This window comes from Caballeronia humi, assembly GCF_001544475.1.
Taxonomy (GTDB): domain Bacteria; phylum Pseudomonadota; class Gammaproteobacteria; order Burkholderiales; family Burkholderiaceae; genus Caballeronia; species Caballeronia humi.
Genome location: NZ_FCNW02000025.1, coordinates 43,988 through 70,133, shown reverse-complemented (window position 1 = coordinate 70,133; position 26,146 = coordinate 43,988). Strand labels below are relative to the sequence as shown.

At 64.0% G+C, this 26,146-nt stretch carries 27 protein-coding genes; 14 read left to right on the top strand and 13 right to left on the bottom strand.

Annotated features, from left to right (window positions below; genetic code table 11):
- Positions 1 to 30: 30 nt before the first annotated feature.
- Positions 31 to 594 carry a peroxiredoxin gene (locus tag AWB65_RS21205; protein WP_087669014.1) on the top strand — a complete coding sequence of 188 codons (564 nt, stop codon included), beginning with the start codon at positions 31 to 33 and terminating at the stop codon, positions 592 to 594.
- Positions 595 to 613: 19 nt separating this feature from the next.
- Positions 614 to 1,096 carry a hypothetical protein gene (locus tag AWB65_RS21200; protein ID WP_087669013.1) on the top strand — a complete coding sequence of 161 codons (483 nt, stop codon included), beginning with the start codon at positions 614 to 616 and terminating at the stop codon, positions 1,094 to 1,096.
- A gap of 10 nt (positions 1,097 to 1,106) precedes the next feature.
- On the opposite strand, the gene cydB is transcribed toward AWB65_RS21200, so the two are convergent.
- Together cydB and AWB65_RS21190 are read right to left on the bottom strand one after the other, a co-directional pair.
- On the bottom strand, positions 1,107 to 2,111 hold the full coding sequence (cydB, locus tag AWB65_RS21195; RefSeq protein ID WP_087669012.1) for a cytochrome d ubiquinol oxidase subunit II: 1,005 nt from the start codon (positions 2,109 to 2,111) through the stop codon (positions 1,107 to 1,109).
- 14 nt (positions 2,112 to 2,125) lie between these two features.
- A complete protein-coding gene (locus tag AWB65_RS21190) occupies positions 2,126 to 3,553 on the bottom strand; it encodes a cytochrome ubiquinol oxidase subunit I (protein ID WP_087669011.1) in 1,428 nt (475 codons plus the stop codon).
- A 346-nt stretch (positions 3,554 to 3,899) separates the two neighbouring features.
- Here AWB65_RS21190 and sugE point away from each other — a divergent pair, with 346 nt between their 5' ends.
- From sugE to AWB65_RS21160, 6 genes are all read left to right on the top strand, one after another.
- Positions 3,900 to 4,220, top strand: a complete 321-nt coding sequence (gene sugE, locus AWB65_RS21185) for a quaternary ammonium compound efflux SMR transporter SugE (protein ID WP_087669010.1) — start codon at positions 3,900 to 3,902, stop codon at positions 4,218 to 4,220.
- A gap of 229 nt (positions 4,221 to 4,449) precedes the next feature.
- Entirely contained in the window at positions 4,450 to 5,079 is a 630-nt protein-coding gene (locus AWB65_RS21180; protein WP_087669009.1) for a DUF4126 domain-containing protein, read from the top strand.
- A gap of 59 nt (positions 5,080 to 5,138) precedes the next feature.
- Complete coding sequence (locus AWB65_RS21175) at positions 5,139 to 7,628, top strand: ABC transporter permease (protein WP_087669008.1); 2,490 nt, start codon at positions 5,139 to 5,141, stop codon at positions 7,626 to 7,628.
- Between the two features lie 26 nt (positions 7,629 to 7,654).
- Positions 7,655 to 8,059, top strand: coding sequence for a group II truncated hemoglobin (locus tag AWB65_RS21170; RefSeq protein ID WP_087669007.1), 405 nt, complete (start codon positions 7,655 to 7,657; stop codon positions 8,057 to 8,059).
- Positions 8,060 to 8,297: 238 nt separating this feature from the next.
- Entirely contained in the window at positions 8,298 to 9,029 is a 732-nt protein-coding gene (locus AWB65_RS21165; protein ID WP_087669006.1) for an alanyl-tRNA editing protein, read from the top strand.
- The gene (locus AWB65_RS21160; RefSeq protein ID WP_087669005.1) at positions 9,029 to 9,607 is read left to right on the top strand and encodes a DUF924 family protein; all 579 of its coding nucleotides are present in this window, start codon (positions 9,029 to 9,031) and stop codon (positions 9,605 to 9,607) included. The genes AWB65_RS21165 and AWB65_RS21160 overlap by 1 nt, the downstream gene beginning before the upstream one ends.
- Here AWB65_RS21160 and AWB65_RS21155 read toward each other — a convergent pair.
- The 10 genes from AWB65_RS21155 to AWB65_RS21110 all read right to left on the bottom strand — a co-directional run bounded on the left by AWB65_RS21155 (position 9,604) and on the right by AWB65_RS21110 (position 17,119).
- Positions 9,604 to 10,350 (bottom strand): SDR family oxidoreductase, encoded by a 747-nt coding sequence (locus AWB65_RS21155; protein WP_087669004.1) that lies wholly within the window; start codon positions 10,348 to 10,350, stop codon positions 9,604 to 9,606. The two genes, AWB65_RS21160 and AWB65_RS21155, sit on opposite strands and share 4 nt — an antisense overlap.
- 27 nt (positions 10,351 to 10,377) lie before the next feature.
- A complete protein-coding gene (locus AWB65_RS21150; RefSeq protein ID WP_087669029.1) occupies positions 10,378 to 10,962 on the bottom strand; it encodes an LOG family protein in 585 nt (194 codons plus the stop codon).
- The gene (locus tag AWB65_RS21145; protein ID WP_087655577.1) at positions 10,962 to 11,693 is read right to left on the bottom strand and encodes a TetR/AcrR family transcriptional regulator; all 732 of its coding nucleotides are present in this window, start codon (positions 11,691 to 11,693) and stop codon (positions 10,962 to 10,964) included. The genes AWB65_RS21150 and AWB65_RS21145 overlap by 1 nt, the downstream gene beginning before the upstream one ends.
- A gap of 148 nt (positions 11,694 to 11,841) precedes the next feature.
- Positions 11,842 to 12,441: a diacylglycerol kinase gene (locus AWB65_RS21140; protein ID WP_087669003.1), complete on the bottom strand. Its 600-nt coding sequence runs from the start codon at positions 12,439 to 12,441 to the stop codon at positions 11,842 to 11,844.
- Positions 12,438 to 13,469 carry a glycosyltransferase family 4 protein gene (locus AWB65_RS21135; RefSeq protein ID WP_087669002.1) on the bottom strand — a complete coding sequence of 344 codons (1,032 nt, stop codon included), beginning with the start codon at positions 13,467 to 13,469 and terminating at the stop codon, positions 12,438 to 12,440. The genes AWB65_RS21140 and AWB65_RS21135 overlap by 4 nt, the downstream gene beginning before the upstream one ends.
- A gap of 26 nt (positions 13,470 to 13,495) precedes the next feature.
- Complete coding sequence (locus AWB65_RS21130) at positions 13,496 to 14,431, bottom strand: UDP-2,3-diacylglucosamine diphosphatase (RefSeq protein WP_087669001.1); 936 nt, start codon at positions 14,429 to 14,431, stop codon at positions 13,496 to 13,498.
- 396 nt (positions 14,432 to 14,827) lie between these two features.
- Complete coding sequence (locus AWB65_RS21125; protein WP_087669000.1) at positions 14,828 to 15,343, bottom strand: RDD family protein; 516 nt, start codon at positions 15,341 to 15,343, stop codon at positions 14,828 to 14,830.
- Positions 15,344 to 15,347: 4 nt separating this feature from the next.
- Positions 15,348 to 16,100, bottom strand: a complete 753-nt coding sequence (locus AWB65_RS21120; protein ID WP_087668999.1) for a DUF3106 domain-containing protein — start codon at positions 16,098 to 16,100, stop codon at positions 15,348 to 15,350.
- An 18-nt stretch (positions 16,101 to 16,118) separates the two neighbouring features.
- Complete coding sequence (locus AWB65_RS21115; RefSeq protein WP_087668998.1) at positions 16,119 to 16,559, bottom strand: DUF3619 family protein; 441 nt, start codon at positions 16,557 to 16,559, stop codon at positions 16,119 to 16,121.
- A complete protein-coding gene (locus AWB65_RS21110) occupies positions 16,556 to 17,119 on the bottom strand; it encodes an RNA polymerase sigma factor (protein ID WP_087655714.1) in 564 nt (187 codons plus the stop codon). Before AWB65_RS21110 ends, AWB65_RS21115 begins: the two co-directional genes overlap by 4 nt.
- A gap of 376 nt (positions 17,120 to 17,495) precedes the next feature.
- Between AWB65_RS21110 and AWB65_RS21105 the strand changes: the two genes are divergently transcribed.
- The 6 genes from AWB65_RS21105 to AWB65_RS21080 all read left to right on the top strand — a co-directional run bounded on the left by AWB65_RS21105 (position 17,496) and on the right by AWB65_RS21080 (position 24,464).
- The gene (locus AWB65_RS21105; protein WP_087668997.1) at positions 17,496 to 19,259 is read left to right on the top strand and encodes an acetolactate synthase 3 catalytic subunit; all 1,764 of its coding nucleotides are present in this window, start codon (positions 17,496 to 17,498) and stop codon (positions 19,257 to 19,259) included.
- A 102-nt stretch (positions 19,260 to 19,361) separates the two neighbouring features.
- Positions 19,362 to 19,853 (top strand): acetolactate synthase small subunit, encoded by a 492-nt coding sequence (gene ilvN, locus AWB65_RS21100; protein WP_035939651.1) that lies wholly within the window; start codon positions 19,362 to 19,364, stop codon positions 19,851 to 19,853.
- Positions 19,854 to 19,923: 70 nt separating this feature from the next.
- On the top strand, positions 19,924 to 20,940 hold the full coding sequence (gene ilvC / locus AWB65_RS21095) for a ketol-acid reductoisomerase (RefSeq protein WP_062637307.1): 1,017 nt from the start codon (positions 19,924 to 19,926) through the stop codon (positions 20,938 to 20,940).
- Positions 20,941 to 21,045: 105 nt separating this feature from the next.
- The gene (locus AWB65_RS21090; RefSeq protein WP_087668996.1) at positions 21,046 to 21,690 is read left to right on the top strand and encodes a phosphatidylserine decarboxylase; all 645 of its coding nucleotides are present in this window, start codon (positions 21,046 to 21,048) and stop codon (positions 21,688 to 21,690) included.
- 34 nt (positions 21,691 to 21,724) lie between these two features.
- The gene (gene pssA / locus AWB65_RS21085; protein ID WP_087655567.1) at positions 21,725 to 22,588 is read left to right on the top strand and encodes a CDP-diacylglycerol--serine O-phosphatidyltransferase; all 864 of its coding nucleotides are present in this window, start codon (positions 21,725 to 21,727) and stop codon (positions 22,586 to 22,588) included.
- Between the two features lie 334 nt (positions 22,589 to 22,922).
- Entirely contained in the window at positions 22,923 to 24,464 is a 1,542-nt protein-coding gene (locus AWB65_RS21080) for a 2-isopropylmalate synthase (RefSeq protein WP_087668995.1), read from the top strand.
- Between the two features lie 84 nt (positions 24,465 to 24,548).
- On the opposite strand, the gene AWB65_RS21075 is transcribed toward AWB65_RS21080, so the two are convergent.
- The gene (locus AWB65_RS21075) at positions 24,549 to 26,117 is read right to left on the bottom strand and encodes a SulP family inorganic anion transporter (RefSeq protein ID WP_087668994.1); all 1,569 of its coding nucleotides are present in this window, start codon (positions 26,115 to 26,117) and stop codon (positions 24,549 to 24,551) included.
- Positions 26,118 to 26,146 lie beyond the last annotated feature (29 nt).

The following is a 26,146-nucleotide window of genomic DNA, read 5'->3' as shown; positions in this document are numbered from 1 at the left end:
TCGAAACAATCAACCGAAGGCAGGGCACAGATGAAACGCAAATTTGCAGGCAGGATGCTCGCGGCCGCGCTCGGCGCCGGGCTTGCGGTGTATGCGCTCGTCGCGTTCGCGACGCTCAAGCCGGGCGATCGCGCGCCGGCGTTCGTCGCGCAGGCGTCGCTGGGCGGCAACGTCTACGACTATTCGCTAGCCGAAGAGTTGAAGAAAGGTCCGGTCGTGCTGTATTTCTATCCGGCGGCGTTCACCAAGGGCTGCACGATCGAGGCGCACGAATTCGCCGAAGCCGTCGACCAGTACAAGGCCGAGGGCGCGACGGTGATCGGCGTGTCGCATGACAACATCGATACGTTGAAGCGCTTTTCGGTGAGCGAATGCCGCAGCAAGTTCCCGGTCGCCGCCGACGCCGAGTCGAAGATCATCAAATCTTTCGATGCCTCGATGCCGATGACCGCGACGATGGCCAATCGCGTGTCGTATGTGATCGCGCCCGACGGCACGGTGATCTACGAGTACACGAGCCTTTCGCCGGAGAAGCACGTTTCCAACACGCTGCAGGCGCTGCGCGAGTGGAACGCGAAGCACAAGACGCAGTGATTTTTTCGACGCCGCCAACATGCCGATCGTCGTTGCCCTCGCCGTACTCGTCGCGCTGATCTACGGCGCGGTGTGGTCGTTTCATGCGCTCTCGGCGCGCTTCGGCGTGGGCGTCGCGACGGGCGTTGCGGTCGTGGTGGCGGCGCTGATCGTCGCGGCGATCGCGTACTGGCTGCAGCGGCGGCGCGAAGTCGCGCCGAACATCGCGAAAGGGCAGGACGGCGACTGGACGCACGAACTCACGCGCGACTGGGGCGGCGTGCGGCTGTCGGCGGGCAAGCGTCTGTGCGATCTGCGCGTCGGAGATCAAAGCGGCGGCTATATCTTCGCGGACCTGCGCGGTGCCCGTGTGCAGCCGGCGGCGGGCGCGTGGCAGGTGGCGCTGGACGTGCGCGACGCGAAGGACCCGCAGCGCCGCGAATGGCTCCTGCCGATGCGCGATCAGCGCGAGGCGCGCAAGTGGGCGAGGATTTTGTCGCGGGCGGTGGAGCAGAGGCTTTAGGGAGCCGCACTCACCCGTGATACCCCATATCCCCCCGCACCTTCCCGCGAAACACCCAGTACGACCAGATCACATACAGCACGATCACCGGCAGCAGGAACATCGTCCCGATCAGCAGGAATTGTTGTGACAGCGGTGCCGCCGATGCATCCCACAAGGTCACCGAGGGCGGCGCGATAAAGGGCCACAAGCTGATCACGAGCCCGGTGAACGCGAGAAAGAACAACCCGATCGAGCACAGAAACGGCAACACCTCGCGCCCCTTGGCGAGGCTCGTCCACAACGTCCAGGCGAGAAACGCCGTCAGAACCGGCACCGGCGCAAAGACAAAGCTCACCGGGAAATCGAACCAGCGGGCAGCGATGCGTGCGTCCTTGAGCGGCGTCCAGATGCTGATCAGCAAGACGAACGCGATCACGCCGATCAGCGCAAAACGCGCCATCCGCCGCGCCCACGCCTGCAAGTCGCCTTCGGTTTTCAGCACGAGCCACGTCGTACCCTGCAACGCATAGCCGAACACGAGGCCCACGCCGACGAGCAGCGGAAACGGCGCCACCCAGTCCCAGCTCGTGCCGGAAAACACGCGGCCGCGAATCGGAAAGCCCTGGATGAACATGCCGAGCACGATACCCTGCGAGAACGTCGCGACGAGCGATCCGTAGCCGAACGCACGATCCCACAGCCACTTGCGCGCGCCGACCACTTCGCGGAATTCGAACGCGACGCCCCTGAAGATCAGCCCGAGCAGCATGAACAGGATCGGAAAGTAGACGGCCGGCACGATGATCGCGAACGCAAGCGGGAACACGGCGAGCAGCCCGCCGCCGCCGAGGATCAGCCACGTCTCGTTGAAGTCCCACACGGGCGCGACGGAGTTGATCATCATGTCGCGGTCGTGCGGATCGCGGCGCACGAGAAAAACCATGCCGACGCCGAGATCGAAGCCGTCGAGCAGCACGTACATGAACACCGCCAGCGCGAGAATGGCGGCCCACAGCGGCACGAGATCGAGCATGCAGGGTCTCCTCTTCAGACGCCGGACGGCGGCTTGGCATTGCTCGCCGTTTTCGTCGATAACGCCGACAGCGGCCGCGCCGCACGCGATTCCGGCGGCAGTAGCTCGCTGTCCTGGCCCTGCGTCGCCTCCGACGGCCCGACGCGCACCAGCCGCCGCAGCAGCGTGAACCCCGCGCCGAAGATCACAAGATACGCGAGCACGTACAGCAGCCACGACAGCCCGACGTTCGCCGCGGTGAGCGACGGCGTCACCGAATCGCGGGTGCGCAGGATGCCGTAGACGGTCCACGGCTGGCGGCCGGCTTCGGTCGTCGTCCAGCCGGCGATCACCGCGATGAACCCGAGCGGCATGCTGAGCGTCGCGCACCGGAGCCACTTGCGGCTTTGTTCGAGGCGCCCGCGCGCGAAGAGCACGATGCCGGACAGCACGAGCCCGAACATCAGGAGCGCGATCCCGACCATGATGTGGAACGCGAAGAACACGACGGCGACGTTCGGCCGGTCCTCGCGCGGGAACGCCTTGAGGCCCTGCACGGTGCCGTTCGGATCGTGGGTCAGGTAGATGCTGCCGAGCACCGGAATCGCGATCTCGAAATAATTCTTCTCGGCGTCCTGATCGGGAATCGCGAAGAGATTGGCGGGCACGCGCGAGCGGGTTTCCCACAGGCCCTCCATCGCGGCGATCTTCACCGGCTGGTGCTTGAGCGTGTTCAGGCCGTGCATGTCGCCGATCACCATCTGCACCGGCACCATGATGACCAGAAAAATCAGCGACATCTTCAGCATCACGCGGCTTTCCTCCAGCGCGCGCCGCTGCAGGATGTACATCGCGCCGACGCCGAGGATCACGAAGCCGGCCGTCACCAGAAAGGCGCTCACCGTGTGGCCGAGCCGGTACGGAAAGGAAGGCGTGAAGATCACGTCGAAGAAGCTGACAACCTCGAAGCGCCCGTCGGGCAGGATTCGATGGCCTTGCGGCGTCTGCATCCAGCTATTGACCGCGAGAATCCAGAACGACGACACCACGGTGCCCGTCGCCACGAAAATCGCGGACATCACATGCGCCCATTGCGGCACGAGCTTGCGCCCGAAGAGCAGCACGCCGAGGAACGCAGCTTCGAGGAAGAACGCGGTCAGCACTTCGTAGCCCATCAGCGGGCCGATGACGTTGGCGGTGGCATCGGAAAAACGGCTCCAGTTGGTGCCGAACTGGAACGGCATGACGATGCCGGAAACCACGCCCATCCCGAACGAGACCGCGAAAATCTTCAGCCAGAAAGCGGAAAGCCGTCGATAGACGTCGCGCTTGGTGATCCACCAGTTGAATTCGAGCGTGGCGATAAAGCACGACAAGCCGACCGTGAAAGCCGGCAGGAGAATATGAAACGCGACGACCCAGGCGAACTGGAAGCGGGACAAGAGGACGGCATCGAACTCCATGAGCACTCCGCGTCGAAGATGTCGATTGGGTTATCCCGCTTTCGCCATGCTGTACGCCAAAACCGCCGACGAATTAAAGGTGTCACGCCATTCAGATTAATACACGAATTTGTCGATTAACGCGCTTTATTCCACGCTTCGGTTTTGTCTGCCGAAGACATTTAAAGCGGATCAAGCGCGGGTTATCAATTTATCCGTCGTTCATATAAGACAGCTCGACGAATCCTCTGCGCTGAACGATCTGCACCATTTTGGTACAATTACACTTCACCTACAGCCACGCGGACGACCGCGTGCGCTCGATCATCAACGGGGACGGCCCCATGTTTTTTATGGAGTGTCTCCGATGTCCTGGATTCTTCTTCTCATCGCCGGCCTGCTCGAAGTCGCCTGGGCCGCCGGTCTCAAAACGTCCGAAGGCTTCACGCGGCTCTGGCCGTCGGTGTTCACGCTCGTCACCGCTGTCGGCAGCTTCGTGCTGCTCGCCATCGCGATGCGCCAGTTGCCGCTCGGCACGGCCTACGCCGTGTGGACGGGCATCGGCGCCGTCGGCGCGTTCGTGTTCGGCATCGTCGTGATGGGGGAGGCGCTGAGCGTCGCGCGGGTCGCGAGCGCGGCGCTGATCTTGATCGGACTCATCGGGCTGAAGCTTTCTTCGGGACATTGAACGCCTGCGGGAATGCATCGTGCGTTTTTATGCTAAATGCAATGGCTGCCCGTGCGTGGCTATAATGGTCTGAAGTCATCTCGAATTTATCCTTCGGGCCGCAACCGTCACATCAATTGCCGGCATCTTTCGCGATGCGGGCGGCTTCTTCCGGCAACTTCGGCGGAAGCGACCGACCTGGCCGCGCATGCCAAGCGCGGCTTCGCGTGCAGCACGCAAGGAGGCGGCAATGCTGGAAACTCTTTCGCTCGCAGCGGGCCTTTCATGGGCCAGCGGGCTGCGCCTGTATCTCACGATTTTCGTCGCGGGTGTGCTTGAGCGCATGGGTCTCGTGCATCTGCCCGACACGCTGGCCGTGCTCAGTTCACCGTGGGTGATCGGCATGGCGGGCTTTCTCGCCGTCGTCGAGTTTCTCGCTGACAAAATCCCCGCCTTCGATTCGCTCTGGGACGCCGTCCACACGCTGATCCGCATTCCAGCGGGCGCCGTGCTCGCGGCTGCGTCATTCGGTCACGCCGATCCGGCGCTCGTCGCCGTTGCCGCGCTTGCTGGCGGCACGCTTGCTGGCGCGTCGCATTTCGCGAAAGCGGGCACGCGCGCACTGATCAATCTGTCGCCGGAACCGGTGTCGAACTGGGCCGCGTCGGCGACCGAGGATGTCGGCGCGCTTGGCGGTCTCACGCTTGCGCTGTTCGTGCCGCTGCTCTTCCTCGTGCTCGTGATCGCGTTTCTCGTGTTCGCCGGCTGGGCGCTGCCGCGCCTGGTGCGAGGCGTGCACGGTGGCGTGAGCCGCATGGCGAAGCACATGCTGCCGGGCGGCGTCGAGCGCTTCAGCCGGCTGCGGAGCAAGCACGATTGAGCGCCGCGTCCCGGAAAAACCGCCCCGGATTCACCGATACCTTCCGCCAGTCCCTCCGCATGACCGCGCGCGACTGGCGCGCGGGCGAACTTACGATGCTCCTGTTCGCGCTCGTGCTCGCCGTAGCGGCGCTCGCGAGCGTCGGCTTTCTTGCCGACCGGATGCGCCACGGTCTCGAGCGTGATGCCCGCCAGATGATCGCCGCCGATTTTCTAGTGCGCGCCGATCATCCGGTCGATCCGTCGTTCGCGCAGGAAGCGGCCGCGCTCAAGCTCGCGACGGCCACCACCACGATTTTCCCCAGCATGATCAGCGCGACCGGTGCGCAGCCGGTGTCGCGGCTCGCGGCGATCAAGGGCGTGTCGCCGGGTTATCCGTTGCGCGGCGCCGTGCGGATTGCGCCCGCGCCCGGCGCCGCCGATGCCCCCGCGACGACGATTCCCGCACCTGGCACGGTCTGGCTCGACCCGGCACTTGCCGATGCGCTGAAGACGCGCGTCGGCGGCACGGTGAAGGTCGGCACGCGCACGTTCACGGTGGCGGCGGTCATTACGCGCGAGCTGGATCGCGGCTTCGGCTTCGTCAATTTCTCGCCGCGCCTGATGATGCGCGCCGACGAACTCGCGGGCACCGGTCTCATCGGCTATGGAAGTCGCGTCACGTACCGGCTGCTGGTCGCGGGACCGGAGGCACAGGTCGACCGGTTCGCGATGTGGGCGCGCGAACGCGTCGATGGCGGCAAGCTGCGCGGCGTCAATCTCGAATCTTTGCAGGACGGCCAGCCGCAGGTGCGCCAGACGATCGATCGCGCAAGTCATTTCCTCACGCTCGTTTCGCTGCTGACGGCGCTCCTCGCGGCGGTCGCCATCGCGATGGCCGCGCACCGTTTCGCGCGGCGCCATCTCGACGGCTGCGCCGCGATGCGCTGCCTCGGCGTCAGCCAGTGGACGCTGCGCTCGCTTTTCATCGGCGAGTTCCTGACGATCGGCGTGCTCGGGAGCGTCGTGGGCGTCGTGCTGGGGTTCGGCGGACATCTCGTCCTGCTGAACTGGCTCGGGACGCTGGTCGAAGTGGAATTGCCTAAGCCGAGCGTCTGGCCCGCGCTCCAAGGCATCGCGATGGGGCTCGTGTTGTTGCTCGGGTTCGCGGTGCCGCCGCTCCTGCCGCTCACGCGCGTGCCGCCGGTCCACGTGATCCGGCGCGAAATCGGCGCAGAGGAACGCGTCGCGCATGCCGCTTACGGCGTCGGCGTGCTGCTGTTCGGGCTGCTGCTGGTGATCGCGGCGGGCGAGTGGAAGCTCGGCGGGATCGTCGCGGGCGGGTTTGCGGGCGGGCTGCTCATTTTCGGCGCGATCGCGCGCGCGGCGCTTTGGGCAGCGGCGCGCTATGTGCGGCGCGAGCGCGGCGGCGCGGGCGTCGGCTGGCGCTATGCGCTGGCGTCGCTGGAGCGCCGGAGCGGCGCGAGCGCGCTGCAGATCACGGCGCTCGGTATCGGCCTGATGTGCCTGCTACTGATCGCGATGACGCGTAACGACCTGATCGCGGGCTGGCGCAACGCCACGCCACCCGACGCGCCGAACCAGTTCCTGATCGACATCCAGCCGGACCAGCGGCCGGGCGTCGCCACTTACCTGAAGCAGCACGGCCAGGCCGACGCGGCACTCTCGCCGATGGTGCGCGGCCGGCTGATCGCGATCAACGGCAAGCGGGTGAGCCCGGACAATTACCAGAAAGCCGACGCGAAGCGCCTCGTGGACCGCGAATTCAACCTGTCGTACCAGACCGAACTGCCGAGCGACAACCGCGTCGTCGAGGGCGACTGGTTCGGCACGAACGAGAAGCCGCAGGTTTCGATCGAGCAGGGGCTGGCGAAGACGATCAACGTGAAACTCGGCGATACGCTGCGCTTCGACGTCGCCGGGTTGCAGGTGGAAGGGCCCGTCACGAGCGTGCGCAAGCTCGACTGGAATTCGTTCAAGGTCAACTTCTTCGTGCTGATGCCGCCCGCCGCGCTTGCCGATTTCCCCGCGACGTTCATCACGAGTTTTTATCTGCCACCGAACCAGCAGGCGCTGATCGACGGCATCGTGGCGCAGTATCCGAACGTCACCGCGATCGACACCGCGCCGATCCTCGCGCAGATCCAGCGCACGCTCGCGCAGGTGATCGGCGCGGTGCAGTTCCTGTTCCTCTTCACGCTCGCCGCGGGTGTGCTCGTGCTGTACGCGGCGCTCGCCGGCACGCGCGACGAACGCATGCGCGAGTCGGCGCTCCTGCGCGCGCTCGGCGCGTCGCACAAGCAAGTGCGCTCGGTGCAGGTGGCGGAATTCGTCGCGGTCGGCGCGCTCGCGGGCCTGATGGCGGCGCTCGGCGCGCAGGCGATCGGCTACGTGCTGGCGTCGCGCGTGTTCGAATTCCACATCGATTTCAATCCGTGGCTCCTGCCGGCCGGCATCGTCGCGGGCGTGGCGTGCGCGGGCGTCGGCGGCTGGCTCAGCTTGCGGCGCGTGCTCGCGCGGCCCGCGCTGCAATCGCTGCGGGATGCCTAGACCCTTTATCGACCTTTTCTGAACTTATGAGCGAAGTGAACAGCGAAGCGCCGCAACCGACGGCGTTCGAACTCGTCGGCGGCGAAGAGCGCGTGCGCGCTCTGGTCGACCGGTTCTATGACTTGATGGACCTCGAACCCGAGTTCGCGGGCATCCGCGCGCTGCATCCGCCGACACTCGACGGCTCGCGCGACAAGTTCTTCTGGTTCCTGTGCGGCTGGATGGGCGGCCCGGACCATTACATCAGCCGTTTCGGCCATCCGCGTTTGCGGGCGCGGCATCTGCCGTTCGCGATCGCCACCGATGAGCGCGACCAGTGGCTGCGCTGCATGGCGTGGGCGATGGAAGATATCGGCCTCGACGTGGCGCTGCGCGAACGACTGCTCACTTCCTTCTTCGATACCGCCGACTGGATGCGCAACCGTCGTTAGTCAGGCTCGGCTCGACCACGCCTTGGCGATTACACGAGTCATCGCGTCCCGCGGTGTCGAGCAGGCGCGAGCACTATGAATGCTGTTAATCGGTAATTTCAAGCCGCTTAAGTCGCTAATTCGAGTCTAACCGATCAATACATGCCGTTTGGCGCACTTTGCAGCGTAACGGGGCAAGAACGACCGGGCATAATGACCGTTCGTTCGCTTTCTGGACGGCATCACAAAGGACAATCCCATGAGCACACGCGCACTTTTTCGCCAGGACGCCTATCAGACGCGCTGCGACGCGACGATCACCGCCATCGACGAACAGGGCATCCATCTCGATCAAACCGTCTTCTATCCGCTCGGCGGCGGCCAGGCGGGCGATGCCGGCACCCTCACGCTCGCCGACGGCACGGTGCTGACGATCGCCGACACGCGCAAGGCCCAATTCGAAGGCGCGACGCCCGATGACGCCGTCCACGTTCCCGCGCCGGGGCAGGAAGAAACGCTCGCGGGCTTGACACCGGGCGATCGCGTGAGCGCTGAGATCGACTGGGAGCGACGTTACCGGCATATGCGCCTGCACACGGCGAGCCACCTGATGTGCGCGGTGCTGCCTTATCCCGTCGACGGCTGCAGTATCACAACCGACTACGCGCGGCTCGATTTCGCGACCGTCGAGCCGATCGAGCGCGAGTTCGTCGAGGCGCGGCTGGCGGAACTCGTCGGTGGATCACACGCGGTCGAGACCGAATGGATCACCGATGATGAAATGGCCGAGCGTCCCGAACTCGTGCGCACGATGAGCGTGAAGCCGCCGATGGGGCTCGGACGCGTGCGGCTTTTGCGCATTCAGAACGTCGATTTGCAGCCGTGCGGCGGCACGCACGTACGCAACACGGGCGAGATCGGGCGGCTGCGGGTGGCGAAGGTCGAGAAGAAGAGTGCGCGTACGCGTCGGCTGGTACTGGAATTCGTTTGATGGAAGTGCTTTTGGAACCGCGCGCGCAACAGGTGCTCGATGCATGGTTTGGCGCGCCTGGATCGGCGGAATTCGGCACGGAAAGGAAGGCGTGGTTCAAGAAAAACCGCGCATTCGATGCGGCGTTGTCCGAGCGCTTCGGCGCGCTGCTTGAGGAAGCGCAAGCTGGAAAGCTGGCGCACTGGGCCGACACGCCGCTCGGCGCGCTCGCGCTGATCGTGATGCTCGACCAGTTTTCGCGCAACTGCTATCGCGGCACACCGCGCGCGTTCGCGGGCGATGCTCAAGCGCTCGCACGAGCCAAAGCGCTGGTCGCTTCGGGCGATGATCTTCGGATGCCGACTCCGCAGCACCGCAGTTTCGTCTATATGCCGTTCGAGCACGACGAAACGCTCGCGAGCCAGCGCGAATCGGTGCGGTTGTTCACGGCGTTGCGCGACGGCGATTTGCTCAAGTACGCGCTGCGGCATGCGCAAGTGATCGAGCGCTTCGGGCGCTTTCCGCATCGCAACCGTATTCTCGGCCGCGCGACGCGGCCCGAAGAGGAAGTGTGGCTCAAGGAGCACGGCGGGTTCTAACGCCCGCCAGTCACGTCGATGATCGCGCCCGTCACATAGGACGACGCATCCGACAGCAGCCAGATGATCGATTCCGCGACTTCATCGGCGGTTCCCGGGCGTCCTAACGGCGTTTGCTTGCCGAGGACCGCTGCGCGATCCGGCTTGCCGCCGCTCGCGTGGATCTCGGTATCGATGAGGCCGGGACGTACGGCGTTCACGCGCACGCCTTCCGGGCCGAGTTCCTTCGAGAGTCCGATGGTGAGCGTATCGATGGCGCCTTTCGATCCCGCGTAATCGACGTATTCGTTCGGTGCGCCGAGTCGCGCTGCCGCTGAGGAAAGATTCACGATCGATCCGCCGTTGCCGCCGCGTGAGCGCGACATGTGGCGGGCGGCTTCGCGCGCGCAGAGATAGGCGCCGAGGACGTTGGTGTCGAAGATGCGCTTCAGGCGCGCGAAGTCCATGTCGGCGAGGGCTGAACCCGGCGCGACGATGCCCGCGTTGTTCACGAAACCGTCGATCGGGCCGAAGGCTTCGCGCGTCGCGTCGAACAGGGCGATGACGGCGGTTTCATCGGTGACGTCGGCCTGGATCGCGATGGCGTTGCCGCCGGCCGATTTCACCGCGGCGACCGTTTGCCCGGCGGCGGACGCGTTGGTCGCGTAGTTCACGCTGACCGACCAGCCGAGGGCTCCGGCCAGCACGGCCGTCGAGTGGCCGATGCCTCGGCTGGCGCCGGTTATCAAAATCGTCTTCGACATTTTTTTCCCTCAGGCGCCAGCGAAAATTCAAACGGCGTTACGTTTCTCGGCCCACTTGTCGATTAAGGGCGGCACGTAGCGCTGCAGCAACTTGATCATCGCGGCCGGGTCCGCTGCCACCTGCAGCATGTCGAGATACGCCGCCCGCATGAACCCTTCCTCGACCGTATGCTTGAGCATCGCGATGAGCGGATCGTAATATCCATCGACATCGAGCAGTGCGACCGGCTTCTGGTGATAACCAAGCTGCGCCCACGTATAAACCTCGAACAGTTCCTCGAACGTCCCTACGCCCCCGGGCATGGCGACGAACGCATCCGACAGATCCGCCATCTTCTTCTTGCGCTCGTGCATGTCGGGCACAACGTGAAGCTCGGTCAGATCCGTATGGCCGACTTCCTTGCTGAGCAGCAATTCGGGAATCACGCCGACCGCACGGCCGCCGCAGGCGAGCACTTCATCGGCGATGAGCCCCATCAAGCCGACGCGTCCGCCGCCGTACACGAGCGACATGTCCGCCTCGACCAGCGCGCGGCCGAATGCCTTCGCGGCTTCGGCATAAACCGGCTTGGCTCCGGGCGCGGAGCCGCAATACACACAAACCGCCTTGATCATCTCGAATCCTTGGGTGTTTCGTTTTTCGACGCTGCATCGTCACGCGGCGGAAGAAAGTCGGCGTACTGGCGCATCGGCATCTTGCCGGAAGCCAGATCGTCGAAGAGTTGCCGCGAGCGGCCCCGCAGATACGGCGCCATCACCGAAATGATATGCAAACTCGCCTGATGCAATTCGGCACGGATCGCTTCCTGATCGTTGTACTTGCGCGGATTCATCACGTACTGATACGACAGCCAGTAAGTCGCGATCACGCCGATGTTCGTCGCGATCACCTTGATCTCGGCGGGCGTCGCGACCATCTCCTGATCGGCGACGAGCGCCTCGCACAACTGGCTCGCGAAATGCACTTTATGCGTGATGATCTGCTTGAAGTGCGTCTCCAGCGTGCGGTTGCGCGCGAGCAGGTCGTTCAGGTCGCGGTAGAGGAACCGGTAGGTCCAGAGAAAGTCGGCCATGTACTGCAGATACGACCACATTTCGTCGATCGTCGGACGATGGTCGTCGGGGAAACGCAGCCGCTTTTCGATCTGTTGCTCGAACTGCGCGAAGATGCTGTTGATGATGTCGTCTTTGTTGCGGAAATGGTAGTACAGGTTGCCCGGACTGATTTCCATCTCTTCGGCGATCGTCGTCGTCGTGACGTTCGGCTCGCCGATATCGTTGAACAGCTTTAGCGACAACTCGAGTATCCGTTCGCGGGTGCGGCGGGGAGGTTTGGCTTCCATTTCGTCCGTACCTTGTTATCCGGGGCGCATCGGCCTCGTTAAAAGCGTCGCGGACCCTGGATCGGTTGCTATTTTTGAGAATATCGGACGATTATAAACCGGTCGTTCGGGCCCCCGGACACGGGCTTGCGCTTAACAAGATTCTTGATTATGAGATACGCGCGAGCCAATGCCAGGCGAGCGGCCCGACGATCAGCGCCCACGTCAGCACGCAGACGGCGAGCGCGAGCAGAACGGCGGCGCTGCCGAAGTCCTTCGCGCGTTTGGAGAGCTCGTGGCGTTCGAGCGAGATGCGGTCGATCGCGGCTTCCACGCTCGAATTCAGCAACTCGACGATCAGCACGAGCAGCACCGTGGCGAGCAGCGCGGCGCGCTCCACCGGCGCGACCGGCACGACGATGCCGCACGGCACGAGGATCGCGGCGAGCGTGAGTTCCTGACGAAACGCGCTTTCCTCGCGGATCGCCACGCGGATGCCGCAGAGCGAATTCTTCAGCGCATGCCATGCACGTGTGAAACCGCGATTGCCCTTGTACGGATTGAAGGGCAGCGGGGCGAGCGGATCGTCGGGGGAGAGCGGCTCGGGACGCTCGCGCTCCCGGTCGGTCTCTTGCTCGTCGGTGGGGTCTTGTTCGAAAGGGGCGCGCATGGCGGCGATGGTAGCGCGAGGCGTCGCATTGCGGCGCGTCGTGCGCGTGCGCTCTCCGCCGACCCGAGCCCCCGCGCCTGCCGGCGCGCGCCGCGTCATGCGGTCGCCCGCTTGGTGCTCGCGCCGCGCGAGCCGAGCGGCTTCAGATGCGACGCGAACTGCTCCGACGCCGCGCGCCACGAAAAACGCTCGGCCCAGGCGCGGGCATCGGCGCGTTCGATTTTCAGCGCCTGCAGGCACGCCTCGCGCAGGTCTTCGTTCAGCGCGCCGGGGCCTTCGGTACCGAGCACGTCGATCGGACCCGTCACCGGATACGCTGCGACGGGCGTGCCGCACGCCATCGCTTCGAGCAGCACGAGGCCAAACGTATCGGTGCGGCTCGGGAACACAAAGACATCGGCCGCGGCGTAGACCTTCGCCAGTTCCGGCTGCGACAGCACGCCCAGATAATTCACGTTCGTATAGCGCGACTTGAGCTCGGCGAGCGCGGGGCCTTCGCCCGCGACCCACTTCGAGCCGGGCAGATCGAGCTTCAGAAACGCCTCGACGTTCTTCTCGACCGCCACGCGCCCGACGTACAAAAAGATCGGCCGCGCGGTGTTCAGCACCTTCGACTCCATCGGCTGGAAGATGTCGAGATCAACGCCGCGCGTCCACAGCACGACGTTCGTGAAACCGTGCTTCTCCAGGTCGCTCTGGACGACGGGCGTCGGCGCCATCACCGCCTGCGAGCGCTTGTGGAACCAGTGCAGGAAGCGATACGTCAGCGTGACGGGAATCCCGAAGCGCGCGTGGACATACTCGGGAAAGCGCGTGTGATAGGCCGTCGTGAACGGCAGGCCGTGGCGGATCGCGTAGGCGCGCGCGGCCATGCCGAGCGGGCCCTCGGTCGCGATATGGAGCGCATCGGGCGCGTATTCGTCGATGCGCCGCGCGACGCGCCGCTTCGACATCAGCGAGAGACGAATTTCGGGATAGGTCGGGCAGGGGATCGTTTTGAACTCGAGCGGCGTGAGCAATTCCACGCGATGGCCGAGCGCAGTCAGTTCGCGCGTCGTGTTCTTCAGCGTCCGGACGACGCCGTTGACCTGCGGTTCCCATGCATCGGTGACGATCATGATCTTCATCGTATTCGGCCCAGGTAGTGTGTAGCTCAGGCGGTCGCCCGGGCTTTTTCGGTGGCTTCTTCGGGCGAGCGCATGACGGTCCAGTAGACGATCTTCAGCTCGCCGTCGAGCGTTTCGACGAGCGCCGAGAGGCTCTCGACCCAATCGCCGTCGTTGCAGTAGAGAACGCCGTCGATATCGCGGATCTCCGCCTTGTGGATGTGCCCGCAGACGACGCCGTCGCAGCCGCGGCGGCGCGCTTCGTCGGTCATCACGCGCTCGAATTGCGAGATGAAGTTGACCGCGTTCTTGACCTGGTGCTTGAGGTACTGCGAGAGCGACCAGTAGTTCAGCCCGAGCCGCGAGCGCACACGGTTGAACCAGCGGTTCAGAAGCAGGATCAGCGTGTAGAGCGTGTCGCCGAGGTAGGCGAGCCATTTAGCGTGCTGAATGACGCCATCGAAGAGATCGCCGTGCACGATCCAGAGGCGCTTGCCGGCGAGCGTCGTATGGAAGGCTTCGCCGCGCACGTGGATGTCGCCGAACGCGAGGTCGCAGAACTGGCGCGCGGCTTCATCGTGATTGCCAGGGATGTAGACGACCTGCGTGCCTTTGCGCGCCTTGCGCAGGATCTTCTGGACGACGTCGTTGTGCGCCTGCGGCCAGAACCAGCCTTTGCGGAGCTGCCATCCGTCGATGATGTCGCCGACGAGGTACAGGTATTCCGAATCGTTGTGTCGCAGGAAATCGAGCAGATACGGCGCCTGGCAGCCGCCGGAGCCTAAATGAATGTCCGAGAGCCAGATCGTGCGGTAGCGGTGCGGCGCTTCGTCGGGGTCGATTGCAGGCGCTGTTTGGGCGTCGTCGAGGCGCTCGGGCGCCAAAGCCGTCGCGCCTGCGTGGGCGCTGGGAAGGAACGCGAGCGGGTCGATGGTCGACTCGGGCTTGCGCAAACGGAAAGTCGCGGACGGTCTGAAGGCCATTGGCTCGCGCGTCGGGTTGCAGTAAGCGCATTGCGCCATGCAGCCGTGACGGAGCCATGACAGTCATGAGAAGTTCTTATTACTCGGGCTGGGGGTGATGCGCCGTTGCGACAGTGATGCGGGGTTTGTCGACGCGTTGCGCTTTTGCGTCGCTAACGCACCTATGACGGGAGATCGAGGGAACGGGTGCGACCGGGCGTCCAAACGGGTTGCGCGTCCCCCGCGCCGCTTGTCTCGGAATTCGCCGTGATCGACGTGTCACGGTTTATTCGCGGGTTGCCGGGGCGACTCAGCGTGGCATGCGCATGTGCGATGCGTTCTCGCGTGACGAGCCTCGAATATGTGAAGCTGCGCGAGGGCTGCAAACGCACGCAGGAAACGCCAATGCCTCGCCGTTCAAGCCGAAGCCGCCACCGCGACGATCCGCGTCCCCGCGATGCGATCGTGCAGAAACTGCCGCGCAGGATCGAGCCACACGGTCGCGGCCCATAGCGCGATCCAGACGCCCGCTAGACCAAGCGTCTGCGGCACTGAAAGTCCGAAAAGCGGATGCAATGCGAGCGGCGGCAAAAACCACAGCCAGGCGAGCGCGTAACGCACGAGCGCCCGCACAGGCCGCACGGGCCGGCCATGCAAATCGACGACCTTGAGGCGCCAGGTCTTCATGGGCAGGGTTTGTCCGCCGTGCGTCCAGAACCAGACGAAATACGCCGCGAGCACGATGCCGATCCACGTCATCAGCAGGTTGTGATGCGTGAGGCCGTTGCGTTGCTGGGTGAGAGTGCTGAAGAGATATCCCGCGATGAACACGATGCCGAAGAGAATCACGCCTTCGTAGAGCATCGTCGCGAGCCGGCGGCGCAGGGCGGGCGCGCGCATCGGCGGGACGACGGGGGCATCCGGTGCGCGCATCGGCTCACGAACCGTTGAAGATCGACGGCGCCTGCTGCGGCGAAACCGGAATCGGCGTCGCAGGGACGAAGCTGCCCGCACTCGGGATCGCTGGCGCGATCGGCTGGGAGCCGGGCAGTGCGGCGCCCGGTGCCTCGGACCCGTGTTCCGCGTGCTCGGCTGCGTGACCCTGTTCGCGCGCGGTCACGATGCGATTGATGTCCTTGAGTTCGGTCTTGCCGCTCGGCGGCGCGCTGACGACGTTCGGCCGTCGCGTGCGCTCGGTCGCGGCAAGCTTCTTCTTCTGCTCCTCGGACAGCTTCTGATAAGCGTCCCAGGCGCTCTCGCGCTTTTCGACCGGCACGGATTTCGACACCTGATAGTTCTCGCGCGCGACCTTGCGCTGATCGGGCGTCATGCGCGTCCATTCGGCCATGCGCTGGTGCAGCCGCTTTTGCGCTTCAGGCGACATCCGGTGATAACGTGACGCGATCTTCAGCCATTTCTGTTTGCGCTCGTCGCTGAACTGGTCCCACTGCTCGGCGAACGGCGCGAGCGCGGCGCGCTGCAGATCAGTCAGACGATTCCACGAAAGCGGACTGGACGACGATAGCGCGAGGAGACTGCCACCCGAACCGGCGCTTGCGCCAGCGGGCGTGGCGACGCTGGCGGACGTGGCGGTCGAGGGCGAGTAGAAGCGCGGATAAGTCGCGGCAAACGCGACCATTCCCGCAATCGCGCATCCAAAAACAATCGCGAGACCGCGCTTGTAACTCACCCGGGAACTCCTGCTGTCTTAGTGATTGCGCGTCAGGTACGCGTTGAAGCCGTGATCGAGGTAGGCGTCGAGCGGCAGGTTGTCGCTCAGCATGGCGGCGTCGATGTCGGCGAGTTCCGCCGTGCGCTCCTGGTCTTCCCAGTAAGCGATGCCGGCCAGTCCGATGACCAATGCGAGCACCGGCCACGCAAGGCCGAAGCGTCCGAAGCGCGCAAACCGGCCGCGCGGCCCGGAAACATTGGGCGAACTGAACTGGCCGCCCGCCGCGCCCGCGAAAGCGGGCGTGAACGCCGGCGCCGTGACGGCTACCTTCTCCGGCTTCTTGCGCGCGATCGCGGCGCGCCTTGCAGCAGCGAGCCGGTCGACGGCCGCAGCCGGAATGGCTGACGTCGTTTCGTCGAGCGCGTGAACTACCTTGCGCGCGAATTCATTTTCTTTCGATTCAAGAGCGGTGCTCATAGCGTGATCCCTTTCGCCTTCAGCGCGTGTGCGAGCGCGTGCGTCGCCCGGGAGCAATGCGTCTTTACGCTGCCCTCGGAGCAGCCCATCGCCGCGGCGGTCTCGGCGACATCCATATCTTCCCAGTAACGCATGAGAAAGGCTTCCCGTTGACGAGTCGGTAATTTCTGGATCTCCGCGTCGATCAGGTTGAGCACCTGTTCACGCTCGAGCTTGTTCTCGCTGCTCTCCGCGCCGACCGTTCCGTCCTGGGATTCGAAGGTTTCGAGGGGGTCGAATTCGTCGTCATCTGCATTGCCGAACGACGAGAACAGACTCACCCACGTATTGCGCACCTTCTGGCGGCGAAAATAGTCATGCGTCGCATTCTGCAGGATACGCTGAAACAATAGCGGGAGCTCCGCCGGAGGACGATCGCCGTATTTTTCGGCGAGCTTGATCATCGCATCCTGCACGATGTCGAGCGCCGCGTCGTCGTCGCGCACGGTGTAGACGGTCTGCTTGAACGCGCGTCTTTCGACGCCCGCCAAAAAATCGGCGAGTTCCTTGTCTGATGCCATCCGTGGGGGCCGGCGCAGCGAGTGTGCGTCGAAAGGGTTCGTGAGATTTTTTGAGAAACCTGCGGATGCTAGCAAACTTTTGCTCGCCCCGATAGAAACCCGTCGCCGGTTTTCTCGCGCGCGGCATCGAAAACGTGCGAAAGCGGCACGGATTCGCTGTGTTTTGCAGCGTTTCGCGGGCGAATCCTCAACTTTTTGCTTGACCGGCCGATCGCGCCAAGCTATCGTTTCCGACTCGCATCATAAAGTGAATGTCTAATTTGAGGCGAGCCCAAGAAGCACGCCTGTCAAACCAAGACGCGCCGCTTGAACCCGAGCCACAAGCCCGGCAGAGAGCACCCGATCAATTTTTTGCCGAAAATTCGAAAGGTGATTAATGAATATGCCCAGCGCGGAATTCTCCACGTCGGATACGACCCCCTCGCACGACTCTGAATCCATCGGCGGCACCGTGCTCATGCGCGCGCTGGCGGACGAGAACGTCGAGTTCATCTGGGGCTATCCCGGCGGCTCGGTACTCTATATCTACGACGAGCTGTACAAGCAGGACCAGATCCAGCACATCCTCGTGCGCCACGAGCAGGCCGCCGTCCACGCCGCCGACGCCTACGCGCGCTCCACCGGCAACGTCGGTGTGTGTCTCGTGACTTCCGGCCCCGGCGTCACCAATGCGGTCACCGGCATCGCCACCGCCTACATGGATTCGATCCCGATGGTCGTGATCAGCGGCCAGGTGCCGACTGCCGCGATCGGTCTCGATGCGTTCCAGGAGTGCGATACCGTCGGCATCACGCGGCCGTGCGTGAAGCACAACTTCCTCGTGAAGGACGTGCGCGATCTCGCCGCCACCGTCAAGAAAGCGTTCTACATTGCCCGCACCGGCCGTCCCGGTCCCGTGCTGATCGACATTCCGAAAGATGTGTCGAAGGCGCCTTGCAAGTACGAGCCGCTCAAGAGCGTGTCGCTGCGTTCGTACAACCCGGTCACGAAGGGCCATTCGGGCCAGATCCGCAAGGCGGTGCAACTGCTGTTGTCGGCGAAGCGTCCGTATATCTATACCGGCGGCGGCATCATCCTCGCGGATGCGGCGCGCGAACTGAACCAGTTCGTCGACCTGCTCGGCTATCCGGTCACCAACACGCTGATGGGCCTCGGCGGCTATCGTGCGAGCGACAAGAAGTTCCTCGGCATGCTCGGCATGCACGGCACGTACGAAGCCAACATGGCGATGCAGAACTGCGACGTGCTGATCGCGATCGGCGCGCGTTTTGACGACCGCGTGATCGGCGACCCGAAGCATTTCGCGTCGTCGCCGCGCAAGATCATCCATATCGACGTCGATCCGTCGTCCATTTCCAAGCGCGTGAAGGTCGATATCCCGATCGTCGGCGACGTGAAGGAAGTGCTGAAGGAATTGCTCGAGCAGCTCCAGACCGCCGACCACGGCCCCGATACCAAGGCGCTCGCCGACTGGTGGAAGGACATCGAAGCCTGGCGCTCGAAAGACTGCCTCGCGTACGACCGCAAGAGCGAGATCATCAAGCCTCAGTACGTGGTGGAAAAGGCGTGGGAACTGACCGACGGCAACGCGTTCGTCTGCTCCGACGTCGGCCAGCACCAGATGTGGGCCGCCCAGTTTTATCGCTTCAACAAGCCGCGCCGCTGGATCAATTCGGGCGGCCTCGGCACGATGGGCTTCGGCCTGCCGGCGGCGATGGGCGTGAAGATGGCGTTCCCCGATGAAGAAGTGCTCTGCATCACGGGCGAAGGCTCGATCCAGATGTGCATCCAGGAACTCTCGACGTGCAAGCAATACAACACGCCCGTCAAGATCATTTCGCTCAACAACCGCTATCTCGGCATGGTGCGCCAGTGGCAGCAGATCGAATACAAGAAGCGTTATTCCAGTTCGTACATGGACGCGCTGCCCGATTTCGTGAAGCTGGCTGAAGCGTATGGTCACGTCGGCATCCGTGTCGAGAAGACGGCCGACGTCGAGCCGGCGCTGAAGGAAGCGTTGCGCCTGAAGGATCGCACCGTATTTCTCGACTTCCAGACCGATCCCACCGAAAACGTCTTTCCGATGGTCCAGGCAGGCAAGGGCATCACGGAAATGCTGCTCGGATCGGAAGATCTATAAGGCTTCGGGCCTTTTTCGAGGCTCGCGCGCGCGCGTCTTCACGAAGGACGTCCGCCGCGCGCGGGCCGAGTGAAAACTGGATAAATCGGGAACGCTGACATCATGAAACACATCATCTCCGTGCTGCTGGAAAACGAACCGGGCGCGTTATCGCGCGTCGTCGGGCTCTTTTCGGCACGCGGCTACAACATTGAAACCTTGACGGTGGCCCCGACCGAGGACAGTTCGCTGTCGCGGCTGACCATCGTCTCCATCGGCTCGGACGACGTGATCGAACAGATCACGAAGCATCTCAACCGCCTGATCGAGGTGGTGAAGGTGGTCGACCTGACAGAGGGCGCCCACATCGAGCGCGAGCTGATGCTGATCAAGGTTCGGGCGGTCGGCAAGGAACGCGAAGAAATGAAGCGGATGGCGGACATTTTCCGCGGCCGCATCATCGACGTGACCGAGAAGACCTACACGATGGAACTGACGGGCGCGAGCGACAAACTCGATGCGTTCATCCAGGGCCTCGACGCCACGGCGATCCTGGAAACAGTTCGCACGGGCAGTTCCGGCATCGGCCGGGGCGAGCGCATTTTGAAGGTTTAGGCGCGGCCAGCAGTTCCACCGCATTTCAAGCTTCACCAAATTTCAACGAATCACGACTCAAGGAACCACCATGAAAGTTTTCTACGACAAGGACGCCGACCTCTCCCTCATCAAGGGCAAGCAAGTGACCATCATCGGCTATGGCTCGCAAGGCCATGCGCACGCGCTGAACCTGAAGGAAAGCGGCGTGAAGGTGACGGTCGGCCTGCGCAAGGGCGGCGCATCGTGGAGCAAGGCCGAGAACGCGGGCCTGACCGTCAAGGAAGTGGCGGAAGCCGTGAAGGGCGCCGACGTCGTGATGATGCTCCTGCCCGACGAGCAGATCGCCGAGGTCTACAAGAACGAAGTGCACGCGAACGCCAAGGAAGGCGCGGCACTCGCCTTCGCGCACGGCTTCAACGTGCACTACGGCCAGGTGATCCCGCGCGCCGACCTCGACGTGATCATGATCGCGCCGAAGGCCCCGGGCCACACGGTGCGCAACACGTACCAGCAAGGCGGCGGCGTGCCTCACCTGATCGCGGTCGCGCAGGACAAGTCGGGCTCGGCGCGCGACGTCGCGCTGTCGTATGCGGCGGCGAACGGCGGCGGCCGTGCCGGCATCATCGAAACCAACTTCCGCGAAGAAACCGAAACCGACCTGTTCGGCGAGCAAGCCGTGCTGTGCGGCGGCACCGTCGACCTGATCAAGGCCGGCTTCGAGACGCTGGTGGAAGCGGGCTACGCGCCGGAAATGGCGTACTTCGAGTGCCTGCACGAACTGAAGCTGATCGTCGACCTGATCTATGAAGGCGGCATCGCGAACATGAACTACTCGATCTCGAACAACGCCGAGTACGGCGAGTACGTGACGGGTCCGCGCATCGTGACGGAAGAAACGAAGAAGGCGATGAAGGCCGTCCTGAAGGACATCCAGACGGGCGAGTACGCGAAGAGCTTCATCATCGAGAACCGCGCCGGCGCGCCGACGCTGCAATCGCGCCGCCGCCTGACGGCCGAGCATGAAATCGAACAGGTCGGTTCGAAGCTGCGCGCGATGATGCCGTGGATCGCGAAGAACAAGCTCGTCGATCAGTCGAAGAACTAAAGTTTTAGGCACCACGCAGTGCGGTAACACCTGAGAGCCGTCCGGGCGTCGCTGACCCCGGACGGCTTTTGCTATCCTACGGTTTTAAAAAACTCGAACTCATCCATGAACTATCCCCATCCGATCATTGCCCGCGAAGGCTGGCCGTTCATCGCCGCCGCGGTCGTCGTTGCCCTGATCGTTCACGCGATCGGCGGCTTCGGCTTTGCGTGGCTCTTCTGGCTGATCGTGATCTTCATCGTGCAGTTCTTCCGCGATCCGCAGCGTCCCATCCCGACGCAGCCGAACGCCGTGCTGTGTCCCGCCGATGGGCGGATCGTCGCCGTCGAAAGCGCGCATGATCCGTACGCGGGCCGCGAAGCCGTGAAGATCAGCGTGTTCATGAATGTGTTCAACGTTCACTCGCAGCGCTCGCCTGTCGATGGCGCGATCAGCAAGGTCGAATATTTTCCGGGCGCCTACCTGAACGCCGCCGTCGATAAGGCATCGACCGAGAACGAGCGCAACGCCATCGTCATCCAGACGGCCGCGGGGCATACCGTGACTTCGGTGCAGATCGCCGGGCTGATCGCGCGGCGCATTTTGTGCTACGTCCACGTGGGCGAGCCGCTCACGCGCGGCCAGCGTTACGGCTTCATCCGTTTCGGCTCGCGCGTCGACGTGTATCTGCCGGTGGGCAGCCGTCCGCGCGTGTCGATTGGCGAGAAGGTTTCTGCATCGTCAACCATCCTTGCCGAATTCGCCGAATAACGAACTTAAAACAAGCGGCACAAGGGAGAACTCGATGGCGGCATTCAAACCGCGCCGTACCCGGACCAACGGCACGCCTCCGCGCGCGTTTCGTCGTAACAAGGCGCAGGACGTCGCCACCGTGGAAACGCGGCGCGCGCAGCGGCAGCAGTTCCTGAGAAAGCGCGGCATCTATCTGCTGCCGAACGCGTTCACCACGGCCGCGCTATTTTGCGGCTTTTTCGCCGTCGTCCAGGCGATGAACGTGCGGTTCGAGATCGCGGCGATCGCGATCTTCGTCGCGATGGTGCTCGACGGCATGGACGGCCGCGTCGCGCGCATGACGCACACGCAGAGCGCGTTCGGCGAGCAGTTCGACAGCCTGTCGGACATGGTGTCGTTCGGCGTCGCGCCGGCGCTCGTGATGTACGAATGGGTGCTGAAGGACCTCGGCCGGTGGGGTTGGCTCGCGGCGTTCGTGTACTGCTCGGGCGCGGCGCTCCGGCTCGCGCGCTTCAATACGAACGTCGGCGTGGTTGACAAGCGGTATTTCCAGGGTCTGCCGAGTCCTGCGGCGGCGGCGCTGATCGCCGGCTTCGTCTGGCTCGCGACCGATAACCGCGTGCCGCTCAAACTCGTGTGGCTGCCGTGGGTCGCTTTTGCGCTGACGATCTACGCTGGGGTGACGATGGTTTCGAACGCGCCGTTTTACAGCGGCAAGGCGCTGGACGTGCGCTATCGCGTGCCGTTCGCGGGCGTGTTGCTGGTCGTCGTGGCGTTCGTGCTGGTTTCGTCCGATCCGCCGCTGATGCTCTTCGGCCTCTTCGTGCTCTATGGCTTCTCCGGCTACGCGTGGTGGGGCTACATGGCGATGCGCGGCAGACCGAATCCCGCGCGCAGTTCGCAGCGGGATCATTGAAATCGAAGGCGGCGGCCCGCAAGGCCCGCCGCCTTTTCATTGGGGAAACGCGGTGCGCCGCGCAAATCGTCCTCATTGGAAAGCCCAATTGCACGCATCCTGAAATCTCGTTATAGTTTGCGGATGAACTTTTTCCCGTTCCCCTTCTCGTCTCTTCTAGCTGGTGCGCCGCTATGCGCGCTATCGCTACTAGCGCGCCTACCGCGCTAATCCGTCTCGCCTCCCGTCTGCTCGTTCGTGGTTTTCGACGCCAGCGGTGGCGCGAACGCCCGGATTCCGTATTTGTTTTCCCCACCGTTTTTCAAAATCCAAAATCTCCCCACTGGAGGCCGACATGGCAGACAAGCTGATCATTTTCGACACGACCTTGCGTGATGGCGAACAATCGCCCGGTGCGTCGATGACGAAGGAAGAGAAAATCCGTATCGCGAAGCAACTCGAACGGATGAAGGTCGACGTGATCGAGGCGGGTTTCGCCGCGAGCTCGAACGGCGACTTCGACGCGATCCAGACGATCGCCTCGCTCGTGAAGGACAGCACGGTCTGCTCGCTCGCTCGCGCGAATGACAAGGACATCCAGCGCGCCGCCGATGCCCTCAAGCCCGCGAACCAGTTCCGCATCCACACGTTCATCGCGACTTCCGCGCTGCACATGGAGAAAAAGCTGCGCATGACGCCTGAGCAGGTGTACGAGCAGGCGCGCCTCGCGGTGCGTTTCGCGCGCAAGTTCACCGATGACGTCGAATTCTCGCCGGAAGACGGCAGCCGCTCGGATCTCGACTTCCTTTGCCGCGTGCTCGAAGCCGTGATCGACGAAGGCGCCCGCACGATCAACATCACCGACACGGTCGGTTACGGCGTGCCCGAGATGTACGGCCAACTCGTGAAGACACTGCGCGAGCGCATCCCGAATTCGGATAAGGCGATCTTCTCGGTCCATTGTCACGACGACCTCGGTCTCGCGGTCGCGAATTCGCTCGCCGGCGTGCAGATCGGCGGGGCGCGGCAGGTGGAATGCACGATCAACGGTCTAGGCGAGCGCGCGGGCAATACGTCGCTCGAGGAAATCGTGATGGCGGTCAAGACGCGCAAGGATTATTTCGGGCTCGACGTCGGTATCGATACGACGCAGATCGTGCCGACTTCCAAGCTCGTCTCGCAAATCACCGGTTTCGTCGTGCAGCCGAACAAGGCGGTGGTTGGTGCGAACGCGTTCGCGCACGCGTCGGGCATCCACCAGGACGGCGTGCTCAAGGCGCGCGACACCTACGAAATCATGCGCGCGGAAGACGTGGGCTGGGCCACCAACAAGATCGTCCTCGGCAAGCTCTCGGGCCGCAACGCGTTCAAGCAGCGGTTGCAGGAACTCGGCGTGACGCTGGAATCGGAAGGCGACGTCAACGCCGCGTTCGCGCGCTTCAAGGAACTCGCCGACCGCAAGGCCGAAATCTTCGACGAAGACATCATGGCGATCGTGTCCGAGGAATCGGCGGAAGCGCAGGCGAAGGAACACTTTCGCTTCGTCTCGATGGCGCAGCATTCGGAAACCGGTGAGCAACCGCATGCGCGCGTGGTGTTCGCCGTCGACGGCTCCGAGGTGACGGGCGAATCGCGCGGCAACGGCCCTGTCGACGCGACGCTGCACGCGATCGAATCGAAGGTGTCGAGCGGCGCGGAACTCGTGCTGTACTCGGTCAACGCGATCACGACCGGCACGCAGGCGCAGGGCGAAGTGACAGTGCGGCTCTCGAAGAGCGGGCGCATCGTGAATGGCGTCGGCACCGATCCGGATATCGTCGCGGCGTCCGCGAAGGCGTACATCGCCGCGCTGAACAAACTGCATTCGAAGGTCGAAAAGCTCAATCCGCAGCTTTGATGTGCTTTTGCTCGTGACGCCGATCGCGTCACAGGCAAGCTGAAAGCCCTCGCCAAAAGCGAGGGCTTTTGCGTTGTGGGCGCCTTATTTCGCCACCGAGCGCCCGAAAAACGGCAGCCGCTCGCGCATCGACGGCCGCTCGCGCGTCGCGCGTTCCAGTTGCCTGCATTCGACGTGGATGCCGCGCGCCGGCGCGGCGTCGACGAAGGCGTCGATCAGTTCGCGCACGTCGGGATCGATGAAATCGGCACGCGTGGCGTCGACGATCACCGTTGCGTTGTCCGGAATCTGCCGCAGATGATGCTTCAGCGCGACTTTGCCAAGAAACGACACGTCCTTGCGAAACGACAGCAGGAAGTGGTCGTCGTGCTGCGCGATGGTGATCGGCCGCTGCAGGTTCGCGTGGATCGCGAGCGCGACGCTGCACGCGATGCCGAGCACGATGCCGATCAGCAAATCGGTGAGCAGCACGCCCGCGATGGTCACGATGAACGGAGCGAAGCGCTCGAACCCCTGTTTCGCGACGGCCGCGAACAGCGAGGGCTTCGCGAGCTTGAGCCCCGTGAAGATCAGGATCGCGGCGAGGCAGGCGAGCGGGATCAGGTTGATCACGCTCGCGAGCGCGAAGACGCTCGCGAGCAGCAGCACGCCGTGCACGAACGACGCCCAGCGGCTTTGCGCGCCCGCGTGAACGTTTGCGGAGCTGCGCACGATGACGGACGTGATCGGCAGGGCGCCGAGCGCGCCGGCCATCATGTTGCCGATGCCCTGCGCTTTCAGTTCGCGATCCGGATGTGCGGCGCGCTTTTTCGGATCGAGCTGCTCGACCGCTTCGAGGCTCAGCAGCGTTTCGAGACTCGCGACGATGGCGAGCGCCATGGCGAGGCGCCAGACGTCGGGGTTCACGAGCTGCGCGAAATTGGGCAATTCGAGCGCCGCCGAGAGCGCCGCGAACGAGGCCAGCGAGGGCAGCGCCACGCGATGCTCCGCTGGCGGCGCGAAGCCGGGCGAGGCGAAATCGAGCAGGAGCGTCGCGCCAATACCGAGCGCCACGACGGCGAGCGGCGCGGGCGTCGCGCGCACGAGGGAGAAGCGGCGCAGCGCGCGGGTTTCCCAGCCGGCGAGGATCGCGAGCGACGCCACGGCGATCACGCAGGCCGCGATCGACATCGCGCCGAACGGGGTGTCGAGCGTGCCAACGCCGGGTGAGGCGAGCGCGTTGCCGTCGTTGGCGAAGCCGGCGGCGAGCGGCACCTGCTTGATGATCAGCAGAAGTCCGATGGCCGCGAGCATCCCCTTGATCACCGACGACGGCACGTACGCCGCAAAGCGCCCGGCCTTCAGCATGCCGAAGCCGAACTGGATCGCGCCCGACAGCAGCACGGCGAGCAGGAACGCGGAAAAGCTGCCGAGCCGGGCGATGCCATCGACGACGATCACGATCAGGCCTGCCGCCGGGCCGCTCACGCTCAGGTGCGAGCCGCTCAAAAGCGCGACCACCAGCCCGCCGATGATGCCCGAGAGCAGGCCCGCGAACGGATCGACGCCCGACGCGTTGGCGATGCCGAGACAGAGCGGCATCGCGACCAGAAAGACGACAGTGCCCGCGAACATGTCGCGCGGAAAGGTGGCGAAGGTTTCTCGTAGGTTCATGTTTTCTCAGGACGAGTTGAGCCGTGCGG